The organism is Rathayibacter sp. AY1A2, from assembly GCF_002930935.1.
Taxonomy (GTDB): Bacteria; Actinomycetota; Actinomycetes; order Actinomycetales; family Microbacteriaceae; genus Rathayibacter.
Genome location: NZ_PSTP01000002.1, coordinates 187,309 through 213,554, shown reverse-complemented (window position 1 = coordinate 213,554; position 26,246 = coordinate 187,309). Strand labels below are relative to the sequence as shown.

Below are 26,246 nucleotides of genomic sequence, written 5' to 3'. Positions count from 1 at the left end.
TCGCCCGGTCGGTTCGATCAGGGTAGACGTCGGGCTCTGCGCTTCGCCATACTCGTCCGTACCAGACAGCTCCCCCACCCCGATAGGAGCCCGCCATGGGTCTGCGCGATTGGCTTCGACGTGAGAACGAGAAGAAGAACGAGATGATGTACTTCTACGAACTCGGCTGCGGAATCATGGGTGAACCCGCGGGCGGCTGGTGGCGCAGCACGCTCGCTGAGCGGACGAGCCGCATTCAGGCCGGAAAGCGTGAGCACAAGCGCCGGACGGCGGGCCACTAGCCGACGATCACCGATCAGGTGAGAAATCAAAGTCCTATCATGCGGCCGGCACTGATCGAAACGGTCAAGCACCGCTGCGCCACACGAGCGCCCGAGCGGGGCCCCGTGTGAGCGTCGGAGTGGATATCGCCGCGGGCCTGGTTAGCCCGGATCCGCGCGAAACAATCTTCTTAACCGGTGCCGGCATCTCGGTGGACCCTCCAAGCTGTGGCCCTAGTGGCATCCAACTAACTCTGGATGCGGTAACAACGTTCTTCGAGGACGGAGTGTGGAACGAGGTCACCGAAGCGTTGAAGATCGCCGGGGCGCCCGATGGAGTACCTCGCCTCGAGACCATCCTCGATGTTGTGATGAACAGCTACCCTTCCGATGTCGTTGGTCCCTTCCTCCGCGATCGTCTCAACGTACCGCCAAATTCGAACCATCAACTGTTCGCCGAGCACTGCTTCCGTGGGGGCCGCCACGTGACGGCGAACGTGGACACGGCGATCGAAACCGCCTACGCGCAGGCGCATCAGGGCGCGCCTGCGCCGATACTTCACCTCCACCGCCGTCTCGATGCCGGCGTTGGATTCAACGAAATCGGCCTCACCTTGCCAGTCATCGAGAACGGGCTAGCACCCGACGTAGCAGTCGAGCTCGATCAGATACTTCTTGACAAGACAGCACGAACCCTCATTGTCGCCGGATACTCCTCATCGGACTATTTCGACGTCATCCCCTACCTTTCCGACCGAGCACCTCGCATGACCCACCTTTCCGTCGTATGGCTCGACTACGCGAAGGTCGATCAAGGAGTCCAAGAGTTGCCACAGACAGATAGTGCGGCGTCGACGGTCAAATTGTTGCGTTCAGCAGGGGTCGAAGTCACGGTCGTAGTAGGCCCAACCGCGTTAATACTGGCGGGTATCGGGCTGCGCTGGAAGATCGACGTCCCATCCGTAAACGTCGCATCCAGAGCGGACCCGCCACAGTTGCTGTTGGATTCGGTAACGCGATCACGCGCCACTGTCTTGCTATTCGCACAGCTGGGTATGCCGGGGGCGCTGAGAGGTTTACGGTACCGACATCCAGAATTTGTCGATGCAACAACGGCGGTCAGCTTCGCCGAAGCGGAATGGGATGCCGGCCGATACCGTGAGGTGGCCAGGCTATGGGCGACCGCCGGTGACGATTCATTGGAGTGGCGGTGGCGGCGGGTAGAACGTTCGGCCGCCTGCGATTGGATAATGGGCCGGTATGTGAAGGCCCGTCGGACCCTTGTTCGGGCTCTGGCGGAGATGACTGTCGAGCAACCCCCTCCTCCGCCGGAACTGCGTCTCGTCATTGCGGACACTCTCGTGCGCGTTCTCGAGCAGATGTCCCAACTTCCTGACACGCGATGGATTCCGCAACGGCGCGCGCGCGAACGCGCCGCGGCGGCCCTGGACGGGCTTGAGGGCGTTCCGCGGGACCTGCGGTTGCGGCTGCGATCGGCCAGAGCAAAGCTCAATGGGACGGTGGATTTGTCCAACGAGGCGTCGGAGTCCCATCTGCAGTCGTCGTCGGTATCGCGCACGCTCGCCTATCGAGGTGGAGCATTGCGCAATCGGGACCGTCAAGGCGAACTCATTCCCGCATCAGAGTTCAGGGAGCTCCGCGGTGCGTGGGAATGCGTCGGAGGATGGGGCAGCGGAGGAAGGATGGCCACCATCCCTGGCTTCTGGCCCGCGTACACGCTCTGCGAGTGCCGCAAGATCGTCTTCGATAGCCGTGTGGACGCCACGCGCTATCATCGTGTCCGCGTTTTCTCGATCGTGATCGCCGGGCGTGTTCTGAGGGGGCTCCGCCGATTCATCACTACTAGTCCGGCATCGGCGAGGCCCGGCTGACGGAGGTGCGCCGCAAGAGAACACTTCGCTCGTGGAGCGCCCTCAGCGCCCTCCGAGCGGTGATCATCGCACCCTTTGCACGGCGCGAAGCAGCGTTCGACTGAGCGTTACGGCGACTTCGCCCGCCCCTTGATCAAGCGCGGCGATGGAGATCGCTTCGTCAGGTTCGGCCCTGACGGCGCTGCTGCTCATCGTCATGCCGGCGCGATTTCGACCGGGTCCGCCTGCTGTACCGATCGCGACCATCGACATCGAAGTGAGACCGACTCCGATGGCAATTAGTGGCGTCTGAACGACACCGATCTGGCCGATCAGACGCAGAGCCGACGCGATCCTCGCGGAGACGTCTTGCGGATCGTAGATGGTTCCCATCGCATCGCCGGGAAGACCAAACAGCACGCTGACCTGACCGGATGCCGCCACGTGCACACCGCTGAGGTGTCCATCGCTAGTCTCCTGCCAGGATCCCCGCTGAGGCGCCGACGTTACAAGGGTCACCAAGCCCGGCGAATGGTCGACATCGAGCGGCGCGCTTTGGTCGGCGAGGGCCGCCGCTCGCACCAAGCTCGGAACACCGCTCTCGACCTGGTCGAGGATCCGTTCCGACAGGAGTCGGCCGCCGAGCTGTGCAACGTGGATCTCGAGTTGCGGTCGGGCGCCGTCCTGTGAACCCGAACTGCGATCGCCGACGGCATACCAGTCGATCGAGATCGGATGCGGCAGCGGCTCGAATGTAAGGCTGGATGGACCGGCCTCGAGCTCGCGCACGACAGTGACAACCGCTGCCAGCAGTTCGGGCGTGTCCTCAAAGTTTGCCCAAAAGCGGCCGGAACGATAATCACCGAGCACCGTCTCAAACTCACGCTGGCGTTCATCCGCGATGGGGCCGTTCTTGCGGAACACGAAACGGGGGATCCCGATTCGCGTAGCAGCGATCCATTCGTCGTGGGTCGGCGAGTGCCCAGTATCGGCAAGAGGCTCGCCGTAGTTCGGTCCGAGCAACAATAGGTACGCGTCGCTGGATTCGACGCCGTTGATGCACGCCTCACGACTCGGGACCGCTTGCGCTGTGAACTCCTCAAACCGCACCGGCTCATGGCCCAGTGCTCTGACCAGCCCCGGCAGCGCGTCGCGCTCCTGCTCCAGCCCCGTCCGAACACTGCTGATGAAAATTCGCATGTTGCTAGTCTGACGGGTACCACTGACACCGAGCGGAGAGTTGTGAAAACACAGAACGGTGCTTTGGAGGCACTCGTTGCTCTCGGCCATCAAGTGTCTGCCGCGAACTCCGACAACTACCTTCACTTCGCACACCGCCGAGTCGACGACTGGCCGGCGTGGTTCCAGATACTACTGACTCGAGTCCTCGCCGCCACTCGATCAGCATCGATCGAATACATCACCAGCGCCCTAGACGAGGTGGCCGGCGGACGGGTCTTTCTGATCGCAGGCCGCCTAGCGGTAGACATCACCGTGTCAGAAATCGACCAACGCTCAAAGTTTGCAGAGATCGCCACCGCCATTTGGCCGCTCAACAGTGTCCGTGAGGTGCGCGTCCTTGATGCCGAGTCGCCGTCAGACGACACGGGCGCCACCTTCGGTGTGAGCGCGACTGAAGTGTATTTTGCGGATCGTCCCCCACTACGACTTCCGCTCACGAAGCGGTGGACGCGTGAAGGTGCCCGCACAACCGACATGGCATATGACCGGTTGCTGCGGGAGCTCGTTGCGAGGCCACCGGCCTGACCGCGGCTCCCGCATCGCCCGGGCAGACCTCGGCCGGCTCACCGGATCCGCCCGTTTCCACATGCCTAGGCGCGTTCCACGAGTCGGAGGTCGCCCCCCACAACCCTCAGGCGCGGAGCCACTCCACGTCCACGCGCACCGCCTCCGCACCGAGCTCCAGCCCGCCCGACACCTCGCGCCCGTCGACGCGCAGTACCGCGTCGCGCAGCGTGCGCACCCGCGTCCCGCCCGCCGGTGCCAGCCACTCCGCGCTCGGCACCCGCCGCACCCACAGCGTCGCCCGCCCCGGCGACCACTCCAGCCGGTCCACGACCACCCCGCCGCGCGCGCGCAGCCCCGTCACGGCACCCCGCGCCCACGCGGACGGCAGTGCCGGCAGCACCGTCAGCGTCTCGTCATCCGATCCCAGCAGCATCGCCGCCACGAGCCCCGGCAGTCCGCCACTGGCGTCGAGGTTGAAGATCCGCCCCGCGTCGTGCAGGGTCGTCAGCGTCGGTGACCAGTGCTCGACCGCGAGCCACTCCGCGCAGGTCAGCGCCGCCTCCCCGTCACCCAGCGCCGCCGCCGCGACGCCCACCTGCACCAGCCCGAACGCCATCTCCATCCGCCCGGGAGGAGCGGTCGGCGCCTCGGCCCGCCACGCGATCTTCGCCGCCACCGTCGCCGCCGCGGCGGCCCGCATCCGCACCGCGGAGGCGCCGGGGCCCTCGAAGGCCGCGTCGCCCGCGTACCAGAGCGGGTACAGCTGCGACGCGTGCCGGTGCGCGATCTCCTCCGCGAACCGCGGGTCGATCCACTCCGCCAGCGTGCCGTCCTCGGCGACCCGGTACTCCGGCAGCTCCGCGACCACCCGCGCCCAGCGCTCGTCGAGCGAGTCGTCGCCGCGGGCCCGGCCGAGCAGCGCCGTCGCCCGCGCGGCGTCCCGCAGCACGGCGACGTCGATCGTCGCATCGACCGCTATCGGCGAGCGCGCACCACCCGGTGTGTTCTCGGGGGAGTAGGAGGGGACGATCCGGCGCACCCCGTCGACCACGGTCGTCCCGGTCTCGGCGAAGCGGAGCACGCCCTCGGCCAGCTCCCACAGCCGGTCGTCCACGATGCCGCGGTCGCCCGTCGCGGCGACGGCGTCGGCGGCGAGGCGCAGCACCCAGCCGCCGCAGCCGGTCCAGAACAGGTGCGGGTAGCTCGCCGCGAAGTGGTCGGCGCGGCCGTGCGTCGACATCCGCGACGGCAGGAGCATCCCCTCCGCCCCGTAGACGAGGCGCGCGTTCTCGCGGTAGTCGTCGAGGTGCGGCAGCACCAGCTCCAGGATCGACAGCGCCAGCTCGGGCGTGCCGGTCGGGATCATCCCCGCCATCGCGCCGTTCTGCACGTTGCCGTTCAGCGTGTAGTCGGCCGACCAGGCCGGCCGCCAGGTGCCCTGCCAGACGCCCTGCAGCGTCGGCGGCAGCTCGCCGGTCGACGCGACGATGTTCGCGCGGCCGCTGAGGTACGCGAGCTCGACGACGCGGCGGCGCGCGCCCTCGTCGCCGGCGCGGGCGGCGTCCCACAGGTCCTCGGTCAGCTCGGCGTCGGAGGCGCCGTCGAGATCCAGCACGGAGGCGCCGACCAGCCGGCCGTGCCCCTCGCGCTGGGCCTCGCGCAGCTCCGCCCAGGAGAGGTCGGCGGAGGCGTCGGGAGCCACGCCGATCGCGACGTCCAGCCGGAGCACGCGGGCGACCCCCGCGGAGATCTCCACGTCCGAGACGGCGGCGCCCCCGGCCACGCGCCACGTCGCTCCGCTCGTCGCCCGCGTCACGGCGCGGATCGCGGTCGGGCCCTCGCCCGCCTCGGCCGTGAGCACCGCGGAGGCGCCGCCCTCGACGTGCGACGAGACCACGACCGAGGCGTCGGGCACGCCGGTGTCGAAGGAGGTCGCCTCGCCGGCCCCGAGCGCGAGCTCGACGGTGACGACGGTGTCCGCGGAGGACTCCAGAGCCAGCCGGACGCCCTCGCCGCCGTGCGGGGCGAGCAGGCGCACGGCGTGGCGGCCGCCGTCCTCGTCGGTCCACTCCACCGCGGCCTCGCCGCCGAGCGGATCGATCAGGCGGACCGCGGAGGCGACACCGCCGGGGGTACGCAGCGTGACGGTCGCGCAGAGGCCGAGCGGGTCGGTCCAGATCAGGCCGCCGTCGTAGCCGCTGTCGCGGGCGGCGCGGGCGAGCAGGGCGGTGGCGGTGTCGGAGTCGCCGGCCAGCAGGGCGCCGCGCAGCTCGTCGCGGACGCCGGCGAGGTCGGGCGCGTCCGGGCGCGGATTGACGGGGAGGAACCAGCGCTCGTGGGCGAGCGGGACGGTCAGGGAGTCGGCCGGGCCGTGCACCACGGCGCCGACGCGGCCGCTGCCGACGATCAGGCCCTCCTCCCAGGTCGGGGCCGCAGTGGCGGTGACGAGGGTGGGCGTGCGCGACAGTGCGCCGGCGATCGGGGCGATGATCGGTTCCTTTCGGGCTCGCGGGAGTGCCTGATATGTTGCGTGAACCCTCAAATTACCTCTCCCGGTGCGACGGCGCGCGGGAGTCGAGAGTTAGGAATCCGCGATGACGCGACCGATCACCCTCTTCACCGGCCAGTGGGCGGACCTCCCCTTCGAGGAGGTGGCGCGCCTCGCGGGGGAGTGGGGCTACGACGGCCTCGAGATCGCCTGCTGGGGCGACCACATCGACGTGGCGCGCTGGGACGACGCGGAGTACGTGCAGAGCCGGAAGGACATCCTCGAGCGCAACGGCCTCCAGGTCTTCGCGATCTCGAACCACCTCACCGGCCAGGCGGTCTGCGACGACCCGATCGACGAGCGCCACCGCGACATCCTCAGCGACCGCGTCTGGGGCGACGGCGACCCCGAGGGCGTCCGGCAGCGCGCCGCCCAGGACCTCAAGGACACCGCCCGCTTCGCCGCCGCGCTCGGCGTGACGCAGGTCAACGGCTTCTCCGGCTCGTCGATCTGGAAGGGCGTGGCCATGTTCCCGCCCGCCTCCGACGAGTGGATCGCCGCCGGCTACCAGGACTTCGCCGACCGCTGGAACCCGATCCTCGACGTCTTCGAGGAGGTCGGCGTCCGCTACGCGCTCGAGGTGCACCCGAGCGAGATCGCCTACGACTACTGGACCGCCAAGCGCACCCTCGAGGCGATCGGCCACCGCGCCTCGTTCGGCTTCAACTTCGACCCGTCGCACTTCGTCTGGCAGCAGCTCGACAGCGTCGCGTTCGTGCTCGACTTCGCCGACCACATCTTCCACGTTCACGTGAAGGAGTCGGTCACCAACCTCGACGGCCGCAACGGCGTCCTCGGCTCGCACCTGCCGTGGGCGAACCCGCGCCGCGGGTGGACCTTCGTCTCGACCGGGCACGGCGCCGTCCCGTGGGAGCCGGTGTTCCGCGCGCTCAACGCGATCGGCTACACCGGCCCGACCAGCGTCGAGTGGGAGGACGCCGGCATGGACCGCCTCGACGGCGCCCCCGAGGCCTTGGCCTTCGTGCGGAAGCTCAACGCGATCACGCCGCCGGCCGACGCCTTCGACGCGGCGTTCTCGACCTCGCGCGACTGACCGCCCGCCGCACGCCTGCATCCCGGAGGCCGGAAGGACCGACTGCCCGCGAGGGCCGTCCGGGCCTCCGGCCTCCGTCGTGCTGCGAGCGCGTCCGCAACCGGGGCCGGGACGCTGCAGCGGGCGCCGAACGGGCCGGAGCGGGCGATCCGCCCTCGATCGCGGACGCGATCCAGGTCGGTCTCGGCGGCGGGCCCCCCGCCCCGACCCGGCGGCTCGCCGGGAACGACGGAACGGCCGGCCCCCCGCAGGGAGCCGGCCGTCCGGCCTCGCAGGATCTACAGGCCCTGGGACAGGCGGTAGTACGCCGCGTTCGAGCGGATGTCGGACTCGAAGCCGCGGAGGGTGGTCGACTCGTCGATCACCAGGAGCTCGACGCCGGCGATGCGGGCGAAGTCCTCCCACGCCTCCAGGCCGATCTGCGTCGTCATCACCGTGTGGTGCGCGGCACCGGCGGTGATCCAGGCGGCGGCGCTGGTGCCGAAGTCGGGGGCCGGCTGCCAGACGGCGCGGCCGACCGGCAGGTGCGGCAGCGTCTGCGGCGGCTCGACGTTCTGGACCTTGTTCGCGACCAGGCGGAAGCGCTCGCGGACGTCGCTCAGGGCGACCACCACGGCGGGGCCGGCGTCGGCGGTGAAGACCAGGCGCACCGGGTCCTCGCGGCCGCCGATGCCCAGCGGGTGGATCTCGAGCGAGGCGCGCTTCGACGACAGGGACGGCGACACCTCGAGCATGTGCGCGCCGAGGATGAGCTCCTCGCCGGGCGTCATGTCGTAGGTGTAGTCCTCCATCAGGCTGGTGCCGCCGGGGAGGCCGGCGCCCATGACGGCGGCGATGCGGATGAGGACGGCCGTCTTCCAGTCGCCCTCGCCGCCGAAGCCGTAGCCGTCGGCCATGAGGCGCTGCACGGCGAGTCCGGGGAGCTGGCGGAGCCCGCCGAGGTCCTCGAAGCTGTCGGTGAACGCCTCGAAGCCGCCCTCCTCCAGGAACGAGCGCAGGCCGATCTCGACCGCGGCGCCGTAGCGGAGCGACTCGTGGCGCTCGCCGCCGGGGAGCAGCTCGGGGACCACGTCGTAGCTCTCGACGTACTCCGCGACGAGGGCGTCGATCTGCTCGGAGGTGGCGGCGTCGACGCGCTCGACGAGCTCGTTCACTCCCCAGGTGTTGACGCTGACGCCGAGGCGGATCTCGGCCTCGGTCTTGTCGCCCTCGGTGACGGCGACGTTGCGCATGTTGTCGCCGAAGCGGGCGACCTTCATGCTCTGCGAGGCGGACCAGCCGGCGGCCGCGCGCGACCAGGTGCCGATGGCCTCGGTGACGCGGGCGTCGCTCGCGTGGCCGACGACCGTCTTCCGAGGCACGCTCATCCGGCTGAGGATGTAGCCGTGCTCGCGGTCGCCGTGCGCGGCCTGGTTGAGGTTCATGAAGTCGAAGTCGATGTCCTGCCACGGCAGGGCGACGTTCGCCTGGGTGTGGAAGTGCAGCAGCGGCTTGGCGAGCGCGTCGAAGCCGTGGATCCACATCTTCGAGGGGCTGAAGGTGTGCATCCAGGTGATGACGCCCACGACGGAGTCGTCGGAGTTCGCCTCGATCATGGTGCGGCGGATGGCGTCGGAGCTCTTCAGCACCGGCTTCCACTCGACGGTCACGGGGATCGCGCTCGCCTCGTTGAGCTGCGCGACGACGGCCTGCGACTGCTCGGCGACCTGGCGGAGGGTGTCCTCGCCGTAGAGGTCCTGGCTGCCGGTCAGGAACCAGACGGTGCGGGTGGCGAGGTCGGGGATGATGCTCTGGTACACGCTCATGCGATGGCTCCGGTGGGGTTCTGTCCGTAGACGTTCTGGTAGCGGTCGAACAGGGCGTCGATCGACTCCTGCGGGATGGGGACGAGCTCGCCGCCCTGGCGCGCGAGGTGCACGGTGCGGGCGACGTCCTCGGCCATGACGGCCGCCTTGACGGCGTCCTTCGCGTCCTTGCCGATGGTGAAGACGCCGTGGTTCTGCATCAGGACCGCGCGCGAGCGGTGGCCGCTGAGGGTCGCGACGATGCCGCGGCCGATGGAGTCGTCGCCGATGATCGCGAACGGGCCGATGGGGATCTCCCCGCCGAACTCGTCGGCCATCGCGGTGATGACGCAGGGGATCGACTCGGCGCGGGCCGCCCACGCGGTCGCGTAGGTGGAGTGCGTGTGCACGACTCCGCCGACCTCGGGCATCTCGCGGTACACGTAGGCGTGTGCCGCGGTGTCGCTGGAGGGGCTGCGGTCGCTGCCGGGGGTGCCGGGGGCGACGTTCCCGTCGAGGTCGCAGAGGATCATGTTCTCGGGCGCGAGGTCGTCGTAGGAGACGCCGCTGGGCTTGATCACGAAGAGGTCGGCACCGGGCACGCGGCCCGAGATGTTGCCGCCGGTCCAGATGACGAGGCCGTAGCGGACGAGCTCGGAGTGCAGCCGCGCGACGTCCTCGCGGACGCGGGCGATCGCCTCCTCGACGGCGGGGGTCTGGGTGGTCATGCGGTGGCTCCCTGGTTCTGCGGGTCGGTGAGGGTCTCGACGGCGGTCTGCTCGACGGCGAGGCCGGCGCGGTAGCGCTCGAGGTAGGCGGAGAAGCCGGCGACGTCGTCCGCGTCGGGGGCGACGGTCTCGAAGCCGGAGTCGCCGAAGACCTGATCGGTGAGGTACGCGTCGAGCGCGACTCCGCTCTGCAGGCGGTAGGCGGCGAGCACCGCCATGCCCCACGGGCCGCCCTCGGAGGCGGTCGCGGCGACCGAGACCGGGGCGTCGAGCGCGCCGGCGAGGAAGCGCTGGGCGACCCCGGCGGTGCGGAACATGCCTCCGTGCGCGAACATCTCGTCGATCCGGACGCCCTCGCCCGCGAGGACGCGCATGCCCAGAGCCAGCGTGCCGAACACGCCGTAGAGCTGCGCGCGCATGAAGTTGGCGAGCGTGAGGCGCGAGTCGGGGGTGCGCACGACGAGCGGGCGGCCCTCGACCAGGCCGGCGATCGGCTCGCCCGCGAGGTGGTTGTAGGCGAGCAGTCCGCCCGCGTCCGCCTCGCCTTCGAGCGCCTCGGCGAAGAGGGTGCCGTAGACGGCGTCGCTGTCGGAGGGTCCGCCGGATGCGGCGGCGAATCGCGAGAACAGGCCGACCCAGCCGGCGAGCTCGCTGGCTCCGTTGTTGCAGTGGACCATCGCGACGAGGTCGCCGGCGGGGGTCGCGACGAGGTCGAGCTCGTGGTGCACGCTCTCCAGCGGGCCCTCGAGGACGACCATGGCGAAGATGCTGGTGCCGGCGCTGACGTTGCCGGTGCGCGGGGCGACGGAGTTGGTCGCCACCATGCCGGTGCCGGCGTCGCCCTCGGGCGGGCAGGCGGGGGCGCCGGGCCGGAGGGCGCCGGTGGGGTCGAGCAGGAGCGCGCCCTCGGCGGTGAGCGAGCCGGCGTCGGCGCCCGCGGGGAGCACGGCGGGCAGCAGCTCGCGCAGCGGCTTCACGGCGCCGGCCGCGCGCGCGTCGTAGAGGTCGACGACACGCTGGTCGTAGTCGCGGGTCGCCGGGTCGGTCGGGACCATGCCGGAGGCGTCGCCGACTCCGAGGACCTTCTCGCCGGTGAGGCGCCAGTGCACGTAGCCGGCGAGGGTGGTGAGGAAGTCGATCCGCTCGACGTGCGGCTCGGAGTCGAGGACCGCCTGGTGCAGGTGCGCGAGCGACCAGCGCAGGGGGATGTTGGCGCCGAACAGCTCGGTGAGCTCGGCCGACGCGGGCCCGGTGCTGGTGTTGCGCCAGGTGCGGAAGGGGACGAGCAGCCCGCCGTCCGCATCGAAGGGGAGGTAGCCGTGCATCATCGCCGAGACGCCGAGCGCCCCGACGGAGGAGAGCTGCACGCCGTGGCGCGACGAGGCGTCGGCGACGAGGTCCGCGTAGGCGGCCTGGAGGCCCGCGTGGACGGCGTCGAGGGAGTAGGTCCAGCGGCGGTCGACGAACTGGTTCTCCCACTCGTGGCTGCCGACGGCGAGGACCACGGACGGGTCGGCCGCGTCGACCAGGCACGCCTTGATCCGGGTGGAGCCGAGCTCGATGCCGAGGGCGGTGGCGCCGCTCGTGATCACGTCGGCGGGGGTGGGCCTGCGCTGGTCCATCATGCTCCTCGCTCGGGCGATGTGACCGTTCACAAAGCCCCGGGTCAGCGTAGGCGAAACGGCTCGGGGTCGGCAAGCGAGGGGCCGCCCGACGGGGTCCGACTGCTCCTCCTCCGCCGCAAGCCCCTTCCGCCGGGGCCGCCCGCTTGGTCGCATGAGGCATGCGTGAGATCAGACTCGTCAGACTCGTCACCCGCCTTGAGAACGCCGCCGCCCTCGATCCGCTCGTCGGCCGGGTGAAGCGGGCCGTGAACGCGGTGGTCCGGCCGCAGCCGGTGCGGGACGTGCTGCACGGCGTCCCCGTCGGCCACCCCGTCCATCCGCTGCTCGTCCTCGTGCCCACCGGCGCCTGGGTGTCGGCGGCGGTGCTCGACCTGCTGCCGGGGAACCAGCGGGCGGCGCGGACCCTCGTCGGCGTCGGCGTGATCAGCGTCCTGCCGACCGCCGCCTCCGGCTTCACCGACTGGTCGGAGCTGCACGAGCAGCAGACCCGCGTCGGGCTGGTGCACTCGGCGGCCAACGTGGTCGCGACGGGCCTCTACGCCGCGTCGTGGGTGCAGCGCCGCCGTGGGCGCACCACGAGCGGGAAGGTGCTCGGGATGCTCGGGCTCGCCGTCGTGTCAGGCGGCGGCTACCTGGGCGGCCACCTCAGCTACCGCCAGGCGGCGGGGGCGAACCACGCGGAGGACGTGCCGCACCGCTTCCCCTCCGGCTGGCAGGAGCTCGGCGCCCTGGCGGACCTGCCGGAGCGCACGCCGGTGAGGAGGGAGGTCGCGGGCCTCCCCCTGCTCGCCTTCCGGCGGGGCGAGCGGATCGACGTGCTCTCGAACGTCTGCAGCCACCTCTCGGGCCCGCTCGACGAGGGCGAGGTCTCGGCGGACGGCTCGGGGGAGGCGTGCGTCGCCTGCCCGTGGCACGGCAGCGCCTTCTCGCTCGAGACCGGCGAGGTGCTGCGGGGGCCGGCCACCTCGCCGCAGCCGCGGTTCGAGACGCGGGTGCGCGAGGGGCGCGTGGAGGTGCTGCTGCCGCACGCGGGGTGAGGCGGGGGCCGGTGCTTCTCAGGCCTGAGCCGTCGACGCCCGCTCCACCAGCACTGGCGGCACCGGGCGGTCGACGGCGGGCTCCTCGCCGCGCAGCTCCGCGAGCACGACGCCGATCGTGCGGCGGCCGACCTCCGCGAAGTCCTGGCGGATGGTGGTCAGCGGCGGCTGGTAGTGCGCCGCCTCGGGCACGTCGTCGAAGCCGACGACGCTGAGGTCCTCGGGCACGCGCAGTCCCCGCTCGGTGCAGGCGTGCAGGAGTCCGAGGGCCATCTGGTCGTTGCCGGCGAACACCGCGGTCGGCAGAAGCGCGGCTCCGAGGAGGCGGAGGCCGGCGCGGTAGCCGGACTCGGCGCTCCAGTCGCCCTCCACGACGGCGACGGGGTCGAGGCCGGCCGCGCTCATCCCGGCGCCGAAGCCCTCGAGCCGCGCCTGCGCCTCCACCCAGTGCTGCGGACCGGCGAGGTGCGCGATGCGGGTGTGGCCGAGGCCGACGAGGTGCCAGGTGGCCAGTCGCGCTCCGGCCGCCTGGTCGACGAGGAGCAGGGAGTCGGCGCCGCGGTCCGTCGCGCCGAGCGTCACCGAGGGGACGCCGATCGCGAGGCTCTTGATCGCCTCCAGCGCGCGCTCCTGCGGGGCGAGGACCACGATCGCCTCCACCGACTCCCGCTGCAGGTGGGCGAGACCGTCGGCCAGCGACTCCGCGTCCGGCGCCGCGTTCACGACCGGGACCCGGTAGCCCGCGTCGCGCGCCGCCTGCTCGATCGCGGCCATCGCGGTGGCGGTGCCGTAGAAGCTGTGGCTCTCGGCGGCGAGGATCCCGATCAGGCCGGAGCGGCTCGTCGCCAGGGCGCGGGCGGCGGCGCTGGGGCGGAAGCCGAGGTCCTCGATCGCGGCGAGCACGCGCTCCCGGGTGCGCGGCCGCAGCTGGGGGCTGTCGTTGAGCACCCGCGAGACCGTCTGGTACGACACTCCGGCCCGCACCGCGACGTCGCGGATGGTCGGCGCGCGGTCGAGGGGCATGGCCACACCGTAGCGGTGCGTGCGCCCCCGTCCCCTCCCACGAGATGCCGCTCCGGTCCGTGTTCGTCGGCGGGTCGCGTACCGGAGCGGCGTGCCGCGGGCGCGGGTCAGGGGCCGCCGAGCCAGTGGTCGATGCGGTGGTGGTCGGGGGTGAAGCCGTGGTCGACGCCCCAGAGGACGGCCTGCGTGCGGCTGGTCGCGCCGATCTTTCCGTAGACGCTGCGGATGTAGGACTTCACCGTGTTGGGGCTGAGGTAGGTGAGCGCGGCGACGTCGGCGTTGCTCTTGCCCTGCGTGATGAGCGCGAGGATCTCCGACTCCCGGTCGGTGATGCCCTCGTGGCGGCCCGGCCAGTCGAGGCCCGGTGCGCTGCCCGCCCGCCGCGGAGGATCGCTGACGACGACCTCGCCCGCCGCCACTCGCTCGAGCGCGGCCACCAGCTCCCGCGCCGGCAGGGTCTTGGAGAGGTAGCCGTGGACGCCCTGCTCGAGGGCGTCCGTGATGAGCGTCGGCGCGAAGTTCCAGGTGTAGACGACCACGTGCTCGGCCCGCTCGTTGCGCACCAGCTCCGCGATCTCGTGGTGGTCCGACTCCGGCTGGGCGAACGAGTCGTAGAGGACGACGTCGATCCGATCGGAGAGGGAGGCGTTCGCGTCGATCTCGGCGACGACCACCCGGTCGCGGTAGTGGTCGAACATGTGCGCGAGGCCCGTGAGGACGACGTCGTAGTCGTCGACGAGCGCGACGGTGAGGGGCGCACGGCGGGTCATGGTCGGACGCTACCGCACGGCTCGTCGGGGCGAGCACACCCCCAGGGGTGTACCGCCGCCTCCTCCGGGGTGGTTGCGTAGCCATCGGTCCCGCAACCGCGGAACCGATCAGCGGGCCCCCGCCCGCACAACGGAAGGACGACCGCCATGCTCGGTCTCATCATCAGCCTCATCGTCGTCGGACTCATCGCAGGAGCGCTGGCCCGCCTCATCGTCCCCGGGAAGCAGAGCATCAGCATCGGCATGACCATCGTGCTCGGCATCGTCGGCTCGTTCGTCGGCGGCTTCCTCGGCTTCCTGATCTTCCAGCACGACCCGATGGACGGCTTCTTCCAGCCCGCCGGCATCATCGGCTCGATCATCGGAGCGATCATCGTCCTGCTCGTCTACACCCGCTTCGCCGGCCGCTCCGCCGCGCGACGCTGACCCGCAGCGCACGGCGACAGCGAGGTCGCTGCCGACCCGCCCTCCGCGGGCGTGCAGGCACCACGCTGACCGGCGGCCCCGGCCCGGCTCCCTCCACGGGCCGGGCCGTCGTGCTGTGCGCGGGGTGCCCGGGCGTCGTCCGTGGTCTCCGACGCTGCGTCCGCGGGTGCCGACGCTCCGTCCGCGGAGCCCGCGCCGCGTCCTCCGACCTCCGTGGATCGGCGGCCGAGTCCGTCGACGCCGCGTCGGTGGCGGCCGAGTCCGTCGCCCCAGAGTCGGCAGCCGCGCAGCCCGTCGCCGCCCAGCCGCCGCGCACCGGGGTGCGCGATGCTCGGGCGATGCCGCTCGTCGTCCCCGATGCCCTCGTCCCGCTCGCGCTCCGGCTCGCCCGTGCGAACCGCACCTTCGTCAGCGCGGAGGGAGCCCGTCGCCGCATCCGGGAGCGCGCGCTCCGTCCCGCCTCCTACGGCCCGCCGCCCCGCCTCCGGCCCGGCGTGCGCGTCGACGTGGAGCAGGTCGGCTCCCGGCCGGTCTACACGATCCGCCCGCGGGTGATCCGCGGCGGCGTCGTCTACGTCCACGGCGGCGGCTGGGTGAACGAGATCGCGCCCCAGCACTGGTGGCTCGCCGCCCGCATCGCCGACGAGGCCTCCGTCGCGGTGACCCTCCCGATCTACCCGCTCGTGCCCTTCGGCACGGCGCTCGAGGCGCGCGACGGCGTCCGCGCCCTGGTGCTGCGGAGTCTGGAGCGGCACGGGGCGACCTGCCTCGCCGGCGACTCGGCGGGCGGCCAGATCGCCCTCTCGACCGCTCTCGCCCTGCGCGACGACGGGGTGGTCCTGCCGCGCACCACCCTCGTCTCGCCCGCGCTCGACCTCTCCTGGAGCAACCCGCGGATCCCCGAGGTGCAGCCGACCGATCCCTGGCTCGGCACCCCGGGCGGTCGCGTCCTCGCCGAGAGCTGGCGCGGCGCCCTCGACCTGCTCGATCCCGTGGTCAGCCCGCTGTTCGGCGACCTGGCGGGCCTCGGCCCCCTCACCGTCTTCACCGGCACGCGGGACGTCCTCAATCCGGACGCCCATGTGCTGGCCGAGCGGGCGGCGGCCGCCGGAGTCCCGTTCGAGCTCCACGAGGCCGTCGGGCAGGTCCACGTGTACCCGCTCGTGCCCACGCGGGCCGGCCGCGAGGCGCAGCACGACCTTGTCGAGGGGCTCCGCGCGGCGGTCTGACCACCGGCCGGCCCAGGCGTCCGGCAGGCTCCTCTCAGTCCGTCTTCCGTATGGCGGACGGCGCCTCCGCCCGCTCGTCCACGACGTCGAGGCGAGCCAGCGCGTTCGCAGTCCCCCGGCGGCCCCGTGTCGCGACCAGGCCGATCATCGCGGCCGCCGCGAGGACGAAGGCGAGCAGCGACCAGAAGCCGCCCTCGACGGCGAGCAGGGTCGACCAGCCGCCCGATCCCGCCGCCCAGCGCACGAGCCGCTGCCAGAGGAGCGGTCGCGGCTCGGGACGCAGGCGCACCACCGTCTCGCCGAGGGTCCGTCCGGACCGCAGCACGATCACCAGCTGGAGCAGCGGAGCGACGAACGGCAGGGCTCCGAGAACCACGTCCCCGGGGCTCGAGCGCGTGTCCACCCCCGCGAGCACGAGGCCGACCCCGGTGATCGAGACGAGCGCGCCCGTGATGAGGCTCAGCGCGAGAACGTCGCAGAACATGCCGAACGCGCGGCGGCGGATCGTGACCGGGCGGGCCAGCTCCGGCACCGCGCCCTCGGTCCGGCGGGTGAAGAGGAGGAGGACGGGGGAGAGGAGGGTGCCGAGCAGGGCGCCGGCCGTGTTGGCCAGCAGGTCGTCGACGTCGAAGAGCCGGTAGGCGCACGGGTAGAGGAACCAGTCGCCGGTGAGCTGCGTGACCTCGATGAGGAGCGAGACGGCGAAGCCGGCGACGGTGCCGCCGATCAGCCCGGCGACGAGGCGCCCGCGCAGAGCGAGGTGGCGGACGAGCATCCCGAGGGGGACGAAGAAGACCACGTTCAGGAGCACCTGCGCGGACGCGGGGTTCGTCAGCAGCGCGCGGGGCCCGTCGATCCCGCCCTCCTTCGCGATGTCGCCGACGAAGGCGAACAGGCGCAGCTGCGGACCCGATCCGGTGCGGCAGGCGGCGGCGACCGTCGCCTCGTCGGGCAGGGGGAGGAGCGTGTAAGTGACGAGGGCGAGCGCGTAGACCACGGCGGCGAAGGCCAGCACCGCGTTGCCGATCCCGAGGACGCCGCGGCGCCGGTACTGCAGGGCGGCCCAGGGCACGAGGCCCACGAGGGCGACGGCGGAGCCGAACAGGAGGGCGAGCACGGCGGAGGTCATGCGTCGACAGTAGGAGAGCGGAGGCCGATCCCCACCGACAGGCGCGTCGGGGATCTCCGCCAGCGCGATTCGTCCCTCCCCAGCGCGGGATCCGGGCGCTCCTCCACGGATCCGAGCGATCCCCGCCCGCCGCCTCCACGCCCTGCTAGCGTTTCCTGGGTCGCGTCCAAGAAACGCGTGCACCCCCGACCCCTCCACGAAAGACGTCATGCCGCTGCGCTCCCGCCTCCTCGCCCTCCCCGCCGCCGTCGCGGCCGCCGCGCTCCTGCTCAGCGGCTGCACCGCCGAGACGCCCGACGCCTCCAGCACCCCCGTCGACGGCGGGACCCTCACCTACGCGTCCGGCGACGCCGAGCCCACTTGCCTCGACCCGCACGTCGGCGGCAACTACCCGCAGGCGCTCCTCGCGACACAGGTGCTCGAGTCGCTCGTCTCGCGCGACGCCGACGGCACCATCACGCCGTGGCTGGCCGAGTCGTGGACCGTCTCGGACGACGCGCTCAGCTACGACTTCACCCTGCGCGAGGGCGCGACCTTCACCGACGGCACCGCCCTCGACGCGGAGGCGGTCGCCGCGAACATCGCGCACCTGCAGGACCCGGCGACCAAGTCCTCCACCGGCTACCTCGCCGTGGCGAAGGTCGCCTCCGTCACCGCGGTCTCGCCGACCGTCGCCCGCTTCACCCTGACCGCGCCGGACAGTGCGCTGCTCGAGTCGCTCGCGCAGCCGTGGACCGCGATCGAGTCGCCCGCCGGCATCGCCCGCGGCGAGGAGGCGAACTGCGAGGCGCCCGTCGGCACCGGCCCCTTCACCGTCTCGGAGTGGGTCAAGCAGGACCACGTGACCCTCACCCGCAACGAGGCCTACGACGCGTCGACCGGCCCGACCGGGGACGGCCACGAAGGCCCCGCGCACCTGGCGAGCATCACCTGGCGCTTCATCCCCGACTCCGCCACCCGCTACGCGGCGCTGCAGTCGGGCGAGGTCGACGTGCTCGACAACGCCCAGCCCGACACACTGAAGGCCGCGACCGGAGCCACCGACCTCGTCGAGCTCGACGCGCCCCGGCCCGGCTCGGTCAACCGCCTCGAGCTCAACTCCGGGCAGGCGCCGTTCGACGACGAGTCCGTCCGCGAGGCGTTCGTCCGCGGCGTCGGCGTGAACGACGCGATCGACTCCCTCTTCTTCGGCACCGCCGAGCGCTCCTACTCCCCGCTGTCCAGCCGCGAGGCGACCGCGTACTCCGACCCGTCGCTCTTCGAGGACGCCGGGTCCGACTCCGAGACGGCCGCCGCCGAGGACCTGCTCGAGAAGGCCGGCTGGGTGGACTCGGACGGCGACGGCATCCGCGAGAAGGACGGCACGCCGCTGACGCTGCGATTCCCCGTCAGCACCAACCAGTCGATCCCGGCCGAGCAGTCGCTGTTCGAGCAGATCCAGGCCTCGGCGAAGACCCTCGGCTTCGACGTGCGGATCAGCCTGCTCGACCTGTCGAGCTGGTACACCGCGCTCGCGTCGAACGAGTACGAGCTGGTGAGCGCCCCGTACACGAAGGTCGGACCCGACGTGCTGCGGATCCTCTACTCCTCCTCGGGCATCACCCCCGCGCCGAGCGGCTACTTCGCCAACCACGCGCAGATCGCCGACCCCGCGCTCGACTCGCTGCTCGAGCAGGCGAGCGCCACGACCGACGAGGACGCCCGCGCCGACCTGTACGAGCAGGCGCAGCGGACCGTCCTCGAGGGCTACTGGATCCTGCCGCTCTACGACCAGCAGAACCACTACCTGCACCGGTCGGCCGTCCAGGGCCTCGTCGCCCTCGACACCGTGTCGACCCCCTGGTTCGCCGACGCCTGGGTCTGACCCGGCCCCGGCGAGCCGCCTGCACCGATCGATGAGCGTACGCGTGCCGGTCGAGTAGCCGCCGCGGCGGCGCATCGAGACCCCGCGATCGGGATGGGCGGATCTCGATGCGCCCGCTCCGCGGGCCGCTCGATCAGCAGGGATCCGTCCTCCATGCTGGTCGAGTAGCCGCCGTCGGTCGCGCATCGCGTGCTCCGGAGGGAGCGGACCTCGACGACGCCCCCCTCCACCGCCCCGACCAGAGAGGACGCCCGCCCGCATGATCCGTCGCGTGCTCCTCCGCCTCGGTGGCGCCCTCGTGGTGCTGTGGGCCGTCGCGACCGCCGTCTTCGTCCTCATCCGCCTCGTCCCCGGCGATCCGGCGCAGGCGATCCTCGGCGGTCCGGGCTCGCAGGCGTCGCCCGAGGCGCTCGCCGCGGTGCGGGAGCAGTACGGCCTCGACCAGCCGCTCCTCGTGCAGTACCTGGTGCAGCTCGGCAGGCTCGCGCGCGGCGACCTCGGCACCTCCTACTCCCTGCGCACTCCCGTCGCGCAGATCCTCGGCGAGCAGCTGCCCGGCACCCTCCTGCTCGCCGTGCTCGCGCTCACCGCCGCATGGATCCTGGCGCTCGCGACCGCCCTCTGGTCGACCCGGGGCGGCCGCCTCGCCGCCGCGGTCGGGTCCGGCCTCGAGCTCACGGCAGCCGCGCTCCCGCACTTCTGGCTGGCGACCGTGCTGATCGCCGTCTTCGCGACCGCGCTGCGCTGGCTGCCCCCGGTCAGCACAGGGTCGTCCGCCGGGCTGGTGCTGCCGACGCTCACCCTCGCGATCCCGCTGGCGGGCTTCCTCGGCCAGGTGATGCGCCGCTCCCTCCTCGACGCGCTGGAGTCGCCGTTCGTGCTCGCCGCTCGGGCGCGCGGCGAGGGCGAGCTCGGCGTCCGCGCCCGCCACGCGCTGCGCCACGCGGTGCTGCCGGGCGTCTCGCTCTCGGGCTGGGCGTTCGGCTACCTGATCGGCGGGGCCGTGGTGGTCGAGACGATCTTCGCGAGGCCGGGGCTCGGCCGGACTCTGCTCGCGGCGGTGACCGTCCGTGACGTGCCGGTGGTGACGGGTGTCGTGCTGGTCACGGCGCTGGCGTACATCGTCGTGACCCTCGCCACCGATCTGCTGACGCGCGTGATCGACCCGCGGCTGGCCCGGCGGGAGGCGGTCGCGTGAGCGAGCTCGAGCTGCGCGCCGCCCGCCCGCTCCGCCGGGGTCCCTCCCGCCTCCGCGCCGGCGAGGTGCTGGCCGCGGTCTTCGTGGTGCTGCTCCTGCTCGCCGCCGTCGCGCCCGGCCTGCTCGCCCCCTCCGATCCGCTCGCCGTCGCCCCGCGCGACGCCTTCACCCCACCGGGTGCCGCGCACCTGCTCGGCACCGACGAGTCCGGTCGCGACGTCCTCAGCCGCCTCATCGCGGGGGCCGGCGCATCCCTCCTGATCGGCGCCAGCGCCACCGCGATCGGCCTCGTCCTCGGCGCGGTGCTCGGGGTGGTCGCGGCGTTCGGCGGCCGCGTCGTCGACGGCGTGATCGGCCGCGTACTCGAGGTGCTCTTCGCCTTCCCCGCGCTCCTGCTCGCGCTGCTCGTGATCGTGGTCACGGGTCCCGGAGTCGTCCCCGCCACCATCGCGGTCGGCCTCTCGACCGCGCCGGGGTACGCCCGCATCCTGCGCACGCAGCTGCTCGGCATCCGCGACTCCGGCTACGTCGAGGCGGCGCGCGTGCTGGGGCACGGACCCGTCCGCATCCTCCTCCGGCACGTCCTCCCCAACACCTTCGGGCCGCTCGCCGTGCTGGCGACCCTCGGCGTCGGCCAGGCGATCGTCTGGGCCTCGGCCCTCAGCTACCTGGGCCTGGGCGCCGAGCCGCCCGCGCCGGAGTGGGGCGCGATGCTCTCGGCGGGCCGCACCTACCTCTCGAGCGCGTGGTGGCTGACCGTGTTCCCGGGGCTGGCGATCGTGCTGACGACGATCGCGACGACGGTCCTCGGCGGGCGTCTGCGGGGTGCGCGGTGAGCGCGGTCGTCGTCGAGGGGCTCCGGGTCGCCTTCGACGGAGTCGAGGTGGTGCACGGGGTCTCGTTCCGCGTGGAGCCGGGGGAGTGCGTCGCGATCGTCGGCGAGTCCGGGTCGGGCAAGAGCGTCACCGCGCGAGCGCTGCTGGGGCTGAGCGGAGGCGCCGTGACCGGGAGCGTCCGCGTCGGCGGGACCGAGGTGGTCGGAGCGGACGAGCGGGAGCTGCGGCGGCTGCGCGGCGGATCCGTCGGCTTCGTCCCGCAGGACGCGCTGCTCTCGCTCGACCCGCTGCGCCCGATCGGCCGCGAGATCGGCGACGTGCTCCGCCTCCACGGCCGCCTCCCCGCGGCCGAGCGCGCGCAGCGGACGGTCGAGGCCCTGGCGAGCGTCGGCATGCCGGAGCCGGCCGAGCGGATGCGGGAGCGCTCCGGCGACCTCTCCGGCGGGCTCCGCCAGCGCGCCCTCCTCGCGGCGGCCGTGGCACTCGATCCGCCGCTGCTCGTCGCCGACGAGCCGACCACCGCGCTCGACGTCACCGTCCAGGCCCGCGTGCTCGAGCTCTTCGCCGAGCAGAAGGCGCGCGGCCGGGCGCTCGTCCTGGTCTCGCACGACCTCGCGGTGGTGGCGGGCCTCGCGGACCGCATCCTCGTGCTCGCCGACGGCCGCGTGGTGGAGGAGGGGACCGCGGCCGAGGTGCTGCGCGCGCCCCGCAGCCCCGAGGCCCGCGCGCTCGTGGCCGCTGTCCCCGCCGGGCGCCCGCGCGGCTCCCGGCTCACCGACCCGACCGCACCGGCGACCCCGCCCGAGACCCCCGGCGAGGTCGTGGTCGCGGCCCGCGGACTCGCCGCCCGCTTCCCGCTGCCCGGCGGAGGAGTGCGGGTCGCGGTCGACGACGTCGACCTCAGGGTGCGGCGCGGCGAGACCGTGGGGCTCGTCGGCGAGTCCGGGTCGGGCAAGAGCACGGTGGCCCGGCTCGTGCTGGCGCTGCGGGGTCCGGACGCGGGCGCCGTCGAGCTGTTCGGCGAGCCGTGGTCGGCAGCGACCGAGCGCTCCCGCCGTCCCCGCCGCCCGCGGATCGGCGCCGTCTACCAGGACAGCCTCTCCTCGTTCGACCCGCGCTGGAGCGTCGGCCGCCTCCTCCGCGACGCCGGCGCAGCCTCCGTGCCCGCGCTGCTCGAGAGCGTGGGGCTCGACCCCGCCCTGGAGCGGCGCTCGCCGCGGACCCTCTCCGGCGGTCAGCGCCAGCGCGTCTCGATCGCCCGGGCGCTGGCGACGCGCCCCGACGTGCTGATCTGCGACGAGCCCGTCTCGGCCCTCGACGTGTCGGTGCAGGCGCAGATCCTCGACCTGCTCGACGACCTGCAGCGCCGTCACGGCCTCGCCCTCCTCCTCATCTCGCACGACCTCGGCGTGATCGCGCACATGAGCGATCGCATCGCGGTGATGCGCGAGGGCCGGATCGTCGAGGCGGGGCCGGCCGCGTCGCTCCTCGCCGCACCGCAGGAGGAGTACACGCGCCGCCTGCTCGCCGCCGCCCCGCGCCTCGGGCGCTGAGCCGTCCGCGGCGCCGCGCCCGCGCAAGCCCGCGCCGCGAATCCGCCGCACCTCCACCACGTGTCGGACCTGCGGCGTAGCGTTGCCGAGGTGATGCGCCCGACGACCCAGACCCTCGGCCAGCTCCGTGCCTCCGGGCACGTGCAGAAGAGCCTCCGCACCGAGATCCGCGACAACCTGCTCGACGCCCTGCGCGAGGGCCGCGACCCCTGGCCGGGCCTGCACGGCTTCGCCGAGACGGTCATCCCGCAGGTCGAGCGCGCCGTCATCGCCGGCCACGACATCGTCCTGCTGGGCGAGCGCGGCCAGGGCAAGACCCGCCTCCTGCGCACCCTCGTCGGCCTGCTCGACGAGTGGACGCCCGTCATCGAGGGGTCCGAGCTCGGCGAGCACCCCTACGAGCCGATCACCACGGAGAGCCGCCGCCGCGCGGAGGAGCTGGGCGAGGACCTGCCCGTCGCGTGGAAGCCCCGCGAGGAGCGCTACGTCGAGAAGCTGGCCACCCCCGACACCAGCGTCGCCGACCTCATCGGCGACGTCGACCCGATGAAGGTGGCCGAGGGCCGCAGCCTGGGCGACCCGGAGACCATCCACTTCGGCCTCATCCCGCGCAGCCACCGCGGCATCGTCGCGATCAACGAGCTGCCGGACCTGGCCGAGCGGATCCAGGTCGCCATGCTCAACGTGATGGAGGAGCGCGACATCCAGATCCGCGGCTACGTCCTCCGCCTCCCCCTCGACGTCCTCGTCGTCGCGAGCGCGAACCCGGAGGACTACACGAACCGCGGCCGGATCATCACGCCGCTGAAGGACCGCTTCGGCGCCGAGATCCGCACCCACTACCCGACGGCTCTCGTCGACGAGGTCGCCGTCATCCGGCAGGAGGCGGACCTCGTCGCGACCGTGCCCGATGCGCTCATCGAGATCCTCGCCCGCTTCACGCGGGCCCTGCGCGAGTCGAGCTCCGTCGACCAGCGCAGCGGTGTCAGCGCCCGCTTCGCCATCGCCGGCGCCGAGACCATCGCCGCCGCCGCCCTGCACCGCGCCACCCGCCGCGGCGAGGAGGAGGCGGTCGCCCGCCCCATCGACCTCGAGACCGCCGTCGACGTGCTCGGCGGCAAGATCGAGTTCGAGTCGGGGGAGGAGGGCCGCGAGGACGAGATCCTCGACCACCTGCTCCGTCAGGCCACCGCCGAGACCGTCCGCGCCCACCTGCGCGGCGTCGACCTCGGGCCGCTCGTCGAGGCGGTCGAGAACGGCGCGATGATCACGACCGGCGAGCAGGTGACCGCCCGCGAGTTCCTGGCCGGCCTGCCGCTGCTGGGCGAGGCCCGCGTGTACGACGAGGTCGCCGAGCGCCTCGACGCCGTGGGGGAGGGGCGCCGCGCCGGAGCGGTCGAGCTCGCCCTCGAGGGCCTCTACCTCTCGCGCAAGCTGAGCAAGGAGACGGGCGGGGGCGAGGCCGTCTATGGCTGATGCTCCGCGCGGCAACCGGCGGCTGAAGCGCGACGCGCGCTACGCGAAGTACGACGGGGGACCCGATCCGCTCGCTCCTCCGGTCGACCTGAAGGAGGCCCTCGACGCGATCGGCGAGGACGTGATGGGCGGCACCTCGCCCGAGCGCGCCCTGCGCGAGTTCCTCCGCCGGGGCACCCGCGACCGCGAGGGCCTGGACGACCTGGCCGCCCGCGTCGCCGAGCGGCGTCGCGAACTCACACAGAGGAACAACCTCGACGGCACGCTCCGCGAGATCCGCGAGCTCCTCGACAGGGCCGTCCTCGCCGAGCGCAAGCAGCTCGCCCGCGACACGCAGATGGACGACGGCGACCGCGCGCTCGCCGAGATCCAGCTCGACAGCCTCCCGCCCTCGCCGGCCGCGGCCGTCTCGGAGCTCCGCGACTACCGCTGGCAGAGCCCCGAGGCGCGCGCCGACTTCGAGCGGATCCGCGAGCTCCTGGGCCGCGAGATGCTCGATCAGCGCTTCGAGGGGATGAAGCAGGCCCTCGAGAACGCGAGCGACGAGGACCGCGCCGCGATCGACGCGATGCTCCGCGACCTGAACGAGCTGCTCGAGGCGCACGCGCGCGGCGAGGACACCCCCGAGCAGTTCGACGCCTTCATGGAGCAGCACGGCGAGTACTTCCCCGAGGGCCCGGAATCGGTGGACGAGCTGATCGACGCGCTCGCCGCCCGCGCGGCGGCGGCCCAGCGGATGCGCAACTCGATGACCGCCGAGCAGCGCGCCGAGCTCGACGCCCTCGCCCAGGAGGCCTTCGGCACGCCGGAGCTCATGCAGTCCCTCGGCCGCCTCGACGAGACCCTGCGGGGGCTCCGTCCCGGCGAGGACTGGGGCGGCTCCGAGCGGATGGACGGCGAGCAGGGGCTCGGCCTCGGCGACGGGACGGGCGTGTTCCAGGAGCTGGCCGACCTCGACGCCCTCGCCGACCAGCTCGCGCAGACGGACCGCTCCTCCCTCGACGACCTCGACCTCGACCTGCTGGCGAAGCGCCTCGGCGAGGACGCCTCCGTCGACGCGCAGACGCTGAAGCGCCTGGAGCGGGCCCTGCGCGACTCCGGGACCCTGCGCCGCGGCTCCGACGGCCGTCTCGCCCTCAGCCCGAAGGCCATGCGCCAGCTCGGGAAGGCGCTCCTGCGCGACATCGCCGAGACCGTCTCCGGCCGTCAGGGCGCCCGCGACGTCCGGCGCGCGGGCGCGGCCGGCGAGCGCTCCGGAGCGACGCGCTCGTGGGAGTTCGGCGACACCGAGGCCTGGGACATCCCCCGCACGGTGACCAACGCCCTCACCCGCACCGCCGGCGAGGGCCGACCTGTCGGCTCGGGGGTGCGCATCCGGATCGACGACGTCGAGGTGCAGGAGACGGAGGCGCGCACGCAGGCCTGCGTCGCGCTCCTCGTCGACACCTCGTTCTCGATGGCGATGGACGGCCGCTGGGTGCCGATGAAGCGCACCGCGCTCGCCCTGCACACCCTGATCAGCAGCCGGTTCCGCGGAGACGCGCTGCAGCTCGTCGCCTTCGGCCGACGCGCCGAGGTGATGGACGTCGAGCAGCTGGTGGGCCTGGACGCGGAGTGGGACAAGGGCACGAACCTGCACCACGCGCTGCTGCTGGCCAACCGGCACTTCCGCAAGCACCCGAACGCGCAGCCGGTGCTGCTCATCGTCACCGACGGTGAGCCGACCGCGCACCTCGAGCCCGACGGCGGCGTCTTCTTCGACTACCCGCCGGACCCGCTGACGGTCGCCGTCTCGGTCCGCGAGCTCGACGCGTCGCTCCGCCTCGGCGCGCACACCACGTTCTTCCGCCTGGGCGACGACCCGGGCCTCGCGCGCTTCATCGACTCGCTCGCCCGCCGGGTCGGCGGCTCGGTGGTGAACCCGGAGGCGGAGGACCTGGGAGCGGCCGTCGTCTCCTCCTACCTCGGCGCTCGCGGCGCGGGTCCGGGAGGCGGCGGAGCGCCGGGCGAGGAGCTGTTCGGCCGCGGCTGGAGCTTCTGAGCCCCTCAGGATGCAGGAGGGATCCGCTCCCGCGCCTGAGGATCA

The 26,246-nt window shown here is 72.6% G+C and carries 21 protein-coding genes; 13 read left to right on the top strand and 8 right to left on the bottom strand.

Annotated features, from left to right (window positions below; translation table 11 throughout):
* The first annotated feature begins 95 nt into the window (after window positions 1-95).
* Window positions 96-281, top strand: a complete 186-nt coding sequence (locus tag C5B93_RS03435; RefSeq protein ID WP_104291778.1) for a hypothetical protein — start codon at window positions 96-98, stop codon at window positions 279-281.
* Between the two features lie 119 nt (window positions 282-400).
* Entirely contained in the window at window positions 401-2,152 is a 1,752-nt protein-coding gene (locus C5B93_RS16865) for a hypothetical protein (protein WP_181068313.1), read from the top strand.
* Window positions 2,153-2,215: 63 nt separating this feature from the next.
* Here the strand turns inward: C5B93_RS16865 and C5B93_RS03420 are convergent, their stop codons facing one another.
* On the bottom strand, window positions 2,216-3,331 hold the full coding sequence (locus C5B93_RS03420; RefSeq protein ID WP_181068312.1) for a DUF4062 domain-containing protein: 1,116 nt from the start codon (window positions 3,329-3,331) through the stop codon (window positions 2,216-2,218).
* Window positions 3,332-3,373: 42 nt separating this feature from the next.
* Here C5B93_RS03420 and C5B93_RS17125 point away from each other — a divergent pair, with 42 nt between their 5' ends.
* Window positions 3,374-3,898, top strand: coding sequence for a hypothetical protein (locus tag C5B93_RS17125; protein WP_181068311.1), 525 nt, complete (start codon window positions 3,374-3,376; stop codon window positions 3,896-3,898).
* 106 nt (window positions 3,899-4,004) lie between these two features.
* On the opposite strand, the gene C5B93_RS03415 is transcribed toward C5B93_RS17125, so the two are convergent.
* Window positions 4,005-6,422: a glycoside hydrolase family 95-like protein gene (locus C5B93_RS03415; protein ID WP_146078422.1), complete on the bottom strand. Its 2,418-nt coding sequence runs from the start codon at window positions 6,420-6,422 to the stop codon at window positions 4,005-4,007.
* A 52-nt stretch (window positions 6,423-6,474) separates the two neighbouring features.
* Between C5B93_RS03415 and C5B93_RS03410 the strand changes: the two genes are divergently transcribed.
* Window positions 6,475-7,482: a sugar phosphate isomerase/epimerase gene (locus tag C5B93_RS03410; RefSeq protein WP_104226056.1), complete on the top strand. Its 1,008-nt coding sequence runs from the start codon at window positions 6,475-6,477 to the stop codon at window positions 7,480-7,482.
* 278 nt (window positions 7,483-7,760) lie between these two features.
* Here the strand turns inward: C5B93_RS03410 and araA are convergent, their stop codons facing one another.
* From araA to C5B93_RS03395, 3 genes are read right to left on the bottom strand one after another with little or no spacing between them, the layout of a single operon-like run.
* Entirely contained in the window at window positions 7,761-9,287 is a 1,527-nt protein-coding gene (gene araA, locus C5B93_RS03405; RefSeq protein ID WP_104233641.1) for an L-arabinose isomerase, read from the bottom strand.
* Complete coding sequence (locus C5B93_RS03400; protein WP_104291773.1) at window positions 9,284-9,994, bottom strand: L-ribulose-5-phosphate 4-epimerase; 711 nt, start codon at window positions 9,992-9,994, stop codon at window positions 9,284-9,286. The genes araA and C5B93_RS03400 overlap by 4 nt, the downstream gene beginning before the upstream one ends.
* On the bottom strand, window positions 9,991-11,616 hold the full coding sequence (locus C5B93_RS03395; protein ID WP_104291772.1) for a xylulokinase: 1,626 nt from the start codon (window positions 11,614-11,616) through the stop codon (window positions 9,991-9,993). Before C5B93_RS03395 ends, C5B93_RS03400 begins: the two co-directional genes overlap by 4 nt.
* Window positions 11,617-11,777: 161 nt before the next feature.
* Between C5B93_RS03395 and C5B93_RS03390 the strand changes: the two genes are divergently transcribed.
* Complete coding sequence (locus C5B93_RS03390; RefSeq protein WP_104226053.1) at window positions 11,778-12,656, top strand: Rieske 2Fe-2S domain-containing protein; 879 nt, start codon at window positions 11,778-11,780, stop codon at window positions 12,654-12,656.
* Between the two features lie 18 nt (window positions 12,657-12,674).
* On the opposite strand, the gene C5B93_RS03385 is transcribed toward C5B93_RS03390, so the two are convergent.
* Together C5B93_RS03385 and C5B93_RS03380 are read right to left on the bottom strand one after the other, a co-directional pair.
* Window positions 12,675-13,679, bottom strand: a complete 1,005-nt coding sequence (locus tag C5B93_RS03385) for a LacI family DNA-binding transcriptional regulator (RefSeq protein WP_104291771.1) — start codon at window positions 13,677-13,679, stop codon at window positions 12,675-12,677.
* A 107-nt stretch (window positions 13,680-13,786) separates the two neighbouring features.
* Window positions 13,787-14,449, bottom strand: a complete 663-nt coding sequence (locus tag C5B93_RS03380; protein WP_104233645.1) for a response regulator transcription factor — start codon at window positions 14,447-14,449, stop codon at window positions 13,787-13,789.
* A gap of 147 nt (window positions 14,450-14,596) precedes the next feature.
* Here C5B93_RS03380 and C5B93_RS03375 point away from each other — a divergent pair, with 147 nt between their 5' ends.
* Window positions 14,597-14,875: a GlsB/YeaQ/YmgE family stress response membrane protein gene (locus C5B93_RS03375; protein WP_104225042.1), complete on the top strand. Its 279-nt coding sequence runs from the start codon at window positions 14,597-14,599 to the stop codon at window positions 14,873-14,875.
* A gap of 338 nt (window positions 14,876-15,213) precedes the next feature.
* Window positions 15,214-16,104, top strand: coding sequence for an alpha/beta hydrolase fold domain-containing protein (locus C5B93_RS03370; protein WP_104291843.1), 891 nt, complete (start codon window positions 15,214-15,216; stop codon window positions 16,102-16,104).
* Between the two features lie 34 nt (window positions 16,105-16,138).
* Here C5B93_RS03370 and C5B93_RS03365 read toward each other — a convergent pair whose 3' ends face one another.
* On the bottom strand, window positions 16,139-17,233 hold the full coding sequence (locus C5B93_RS03365; RefSeq protein WP_181068310.1) for a VanZ family protein: 1,095 nt from the start codon (window positions 17,231-17,233) through the stop codon (window positions 16,139-16,141).
* A 208-nt stretch (window positions 17,234-17,441) separates the two neighbouring features.
* Between C5B93_RS03365 and C5B93_RS03360 the strand changes: the two genes are divergently transcribed.
* From C5B93_RS03360 to C5B93_RS03335, 6 genes are all read left to right on the top strand, one after another.
* On the top strand, window positions 17,442-19,097 hold the full coding sequence (locus C5B93_RS03360; protein ID WP_104291769.1) for an ABC transporter substrate-binding protein: 1,656 nt from the start codon (window positions 17,442-17,444) through the stop codon (window positions 19,095-19,097).
* Between the two features lie 259 nt (window positions 19,098-19,356).
* Complete coding sequence (locus C5B93_RS03355) at window positions 19,357-20,295, top strand: ABC transporter permease (protein WP_104291768.1); 939 nt, start codon at window positions 19,357-19,359, stop codon at window positions 20,293-20,295.
* Entirely contained in the window at window positions 20,292-21,131 is an 840-nt protein-coding gene (locus C5B93_RS03350; RefSeq protein ID WP_104291767.1) for an ABC transporter permease, read from the top strand. The genes C5B93_RS03355 and C5B93_RS03350 overlap by 4 nt, the downstream gene beginning before the upstream one ends.
* Window positions 21,128-22,684 carry an ABC transporter ATP-binding protein gene (locus tag C5B93_RS03345; protein ID WP_104291766.1) on the top strand — a complete coding sequence of 519 codons (1,557 nt, stop codon included), beginning with the start codon at window positions 21,128-21,130 and terminating at the stop codon, window positions 22,682-22,684. The genes C5B93_RS03350 and C5B93_RS03345 overlap by 4 nt, the downstream gene beginning before the upstream one ends.
* A 93-nt stretch (window positions 22,685-22,777) precedes the next feature.
* The gene (locus C5B93_RS03340; protein ID WP_104262318.1) at window positions 22,778-24,160 is read left to right on the top strand and encodes a magnesium chelatase; all 1,383 of its coding nucleotides are present in this window, start codon (window positions 22,778-22,780) and stop codon (window positions 24,158-24,160) included.
* Window positions 24,153-26,201, top strand: coding sequence for a VWA domain-containing protein (locus C5B93_RS03335; protein ID WP_104291765.1), 2,049 nt, complete (start codon window positions 24,153-24,155; stop codon window positions 26,199-26,201). Before C5B93_RS03340 ends, C5B93_RS03335 begins: the two co-directional genes overlap by 8 nt.
* The last annotated feature ends 45 nt before the right edge of the window (window positions 26,202-26,246 follow it).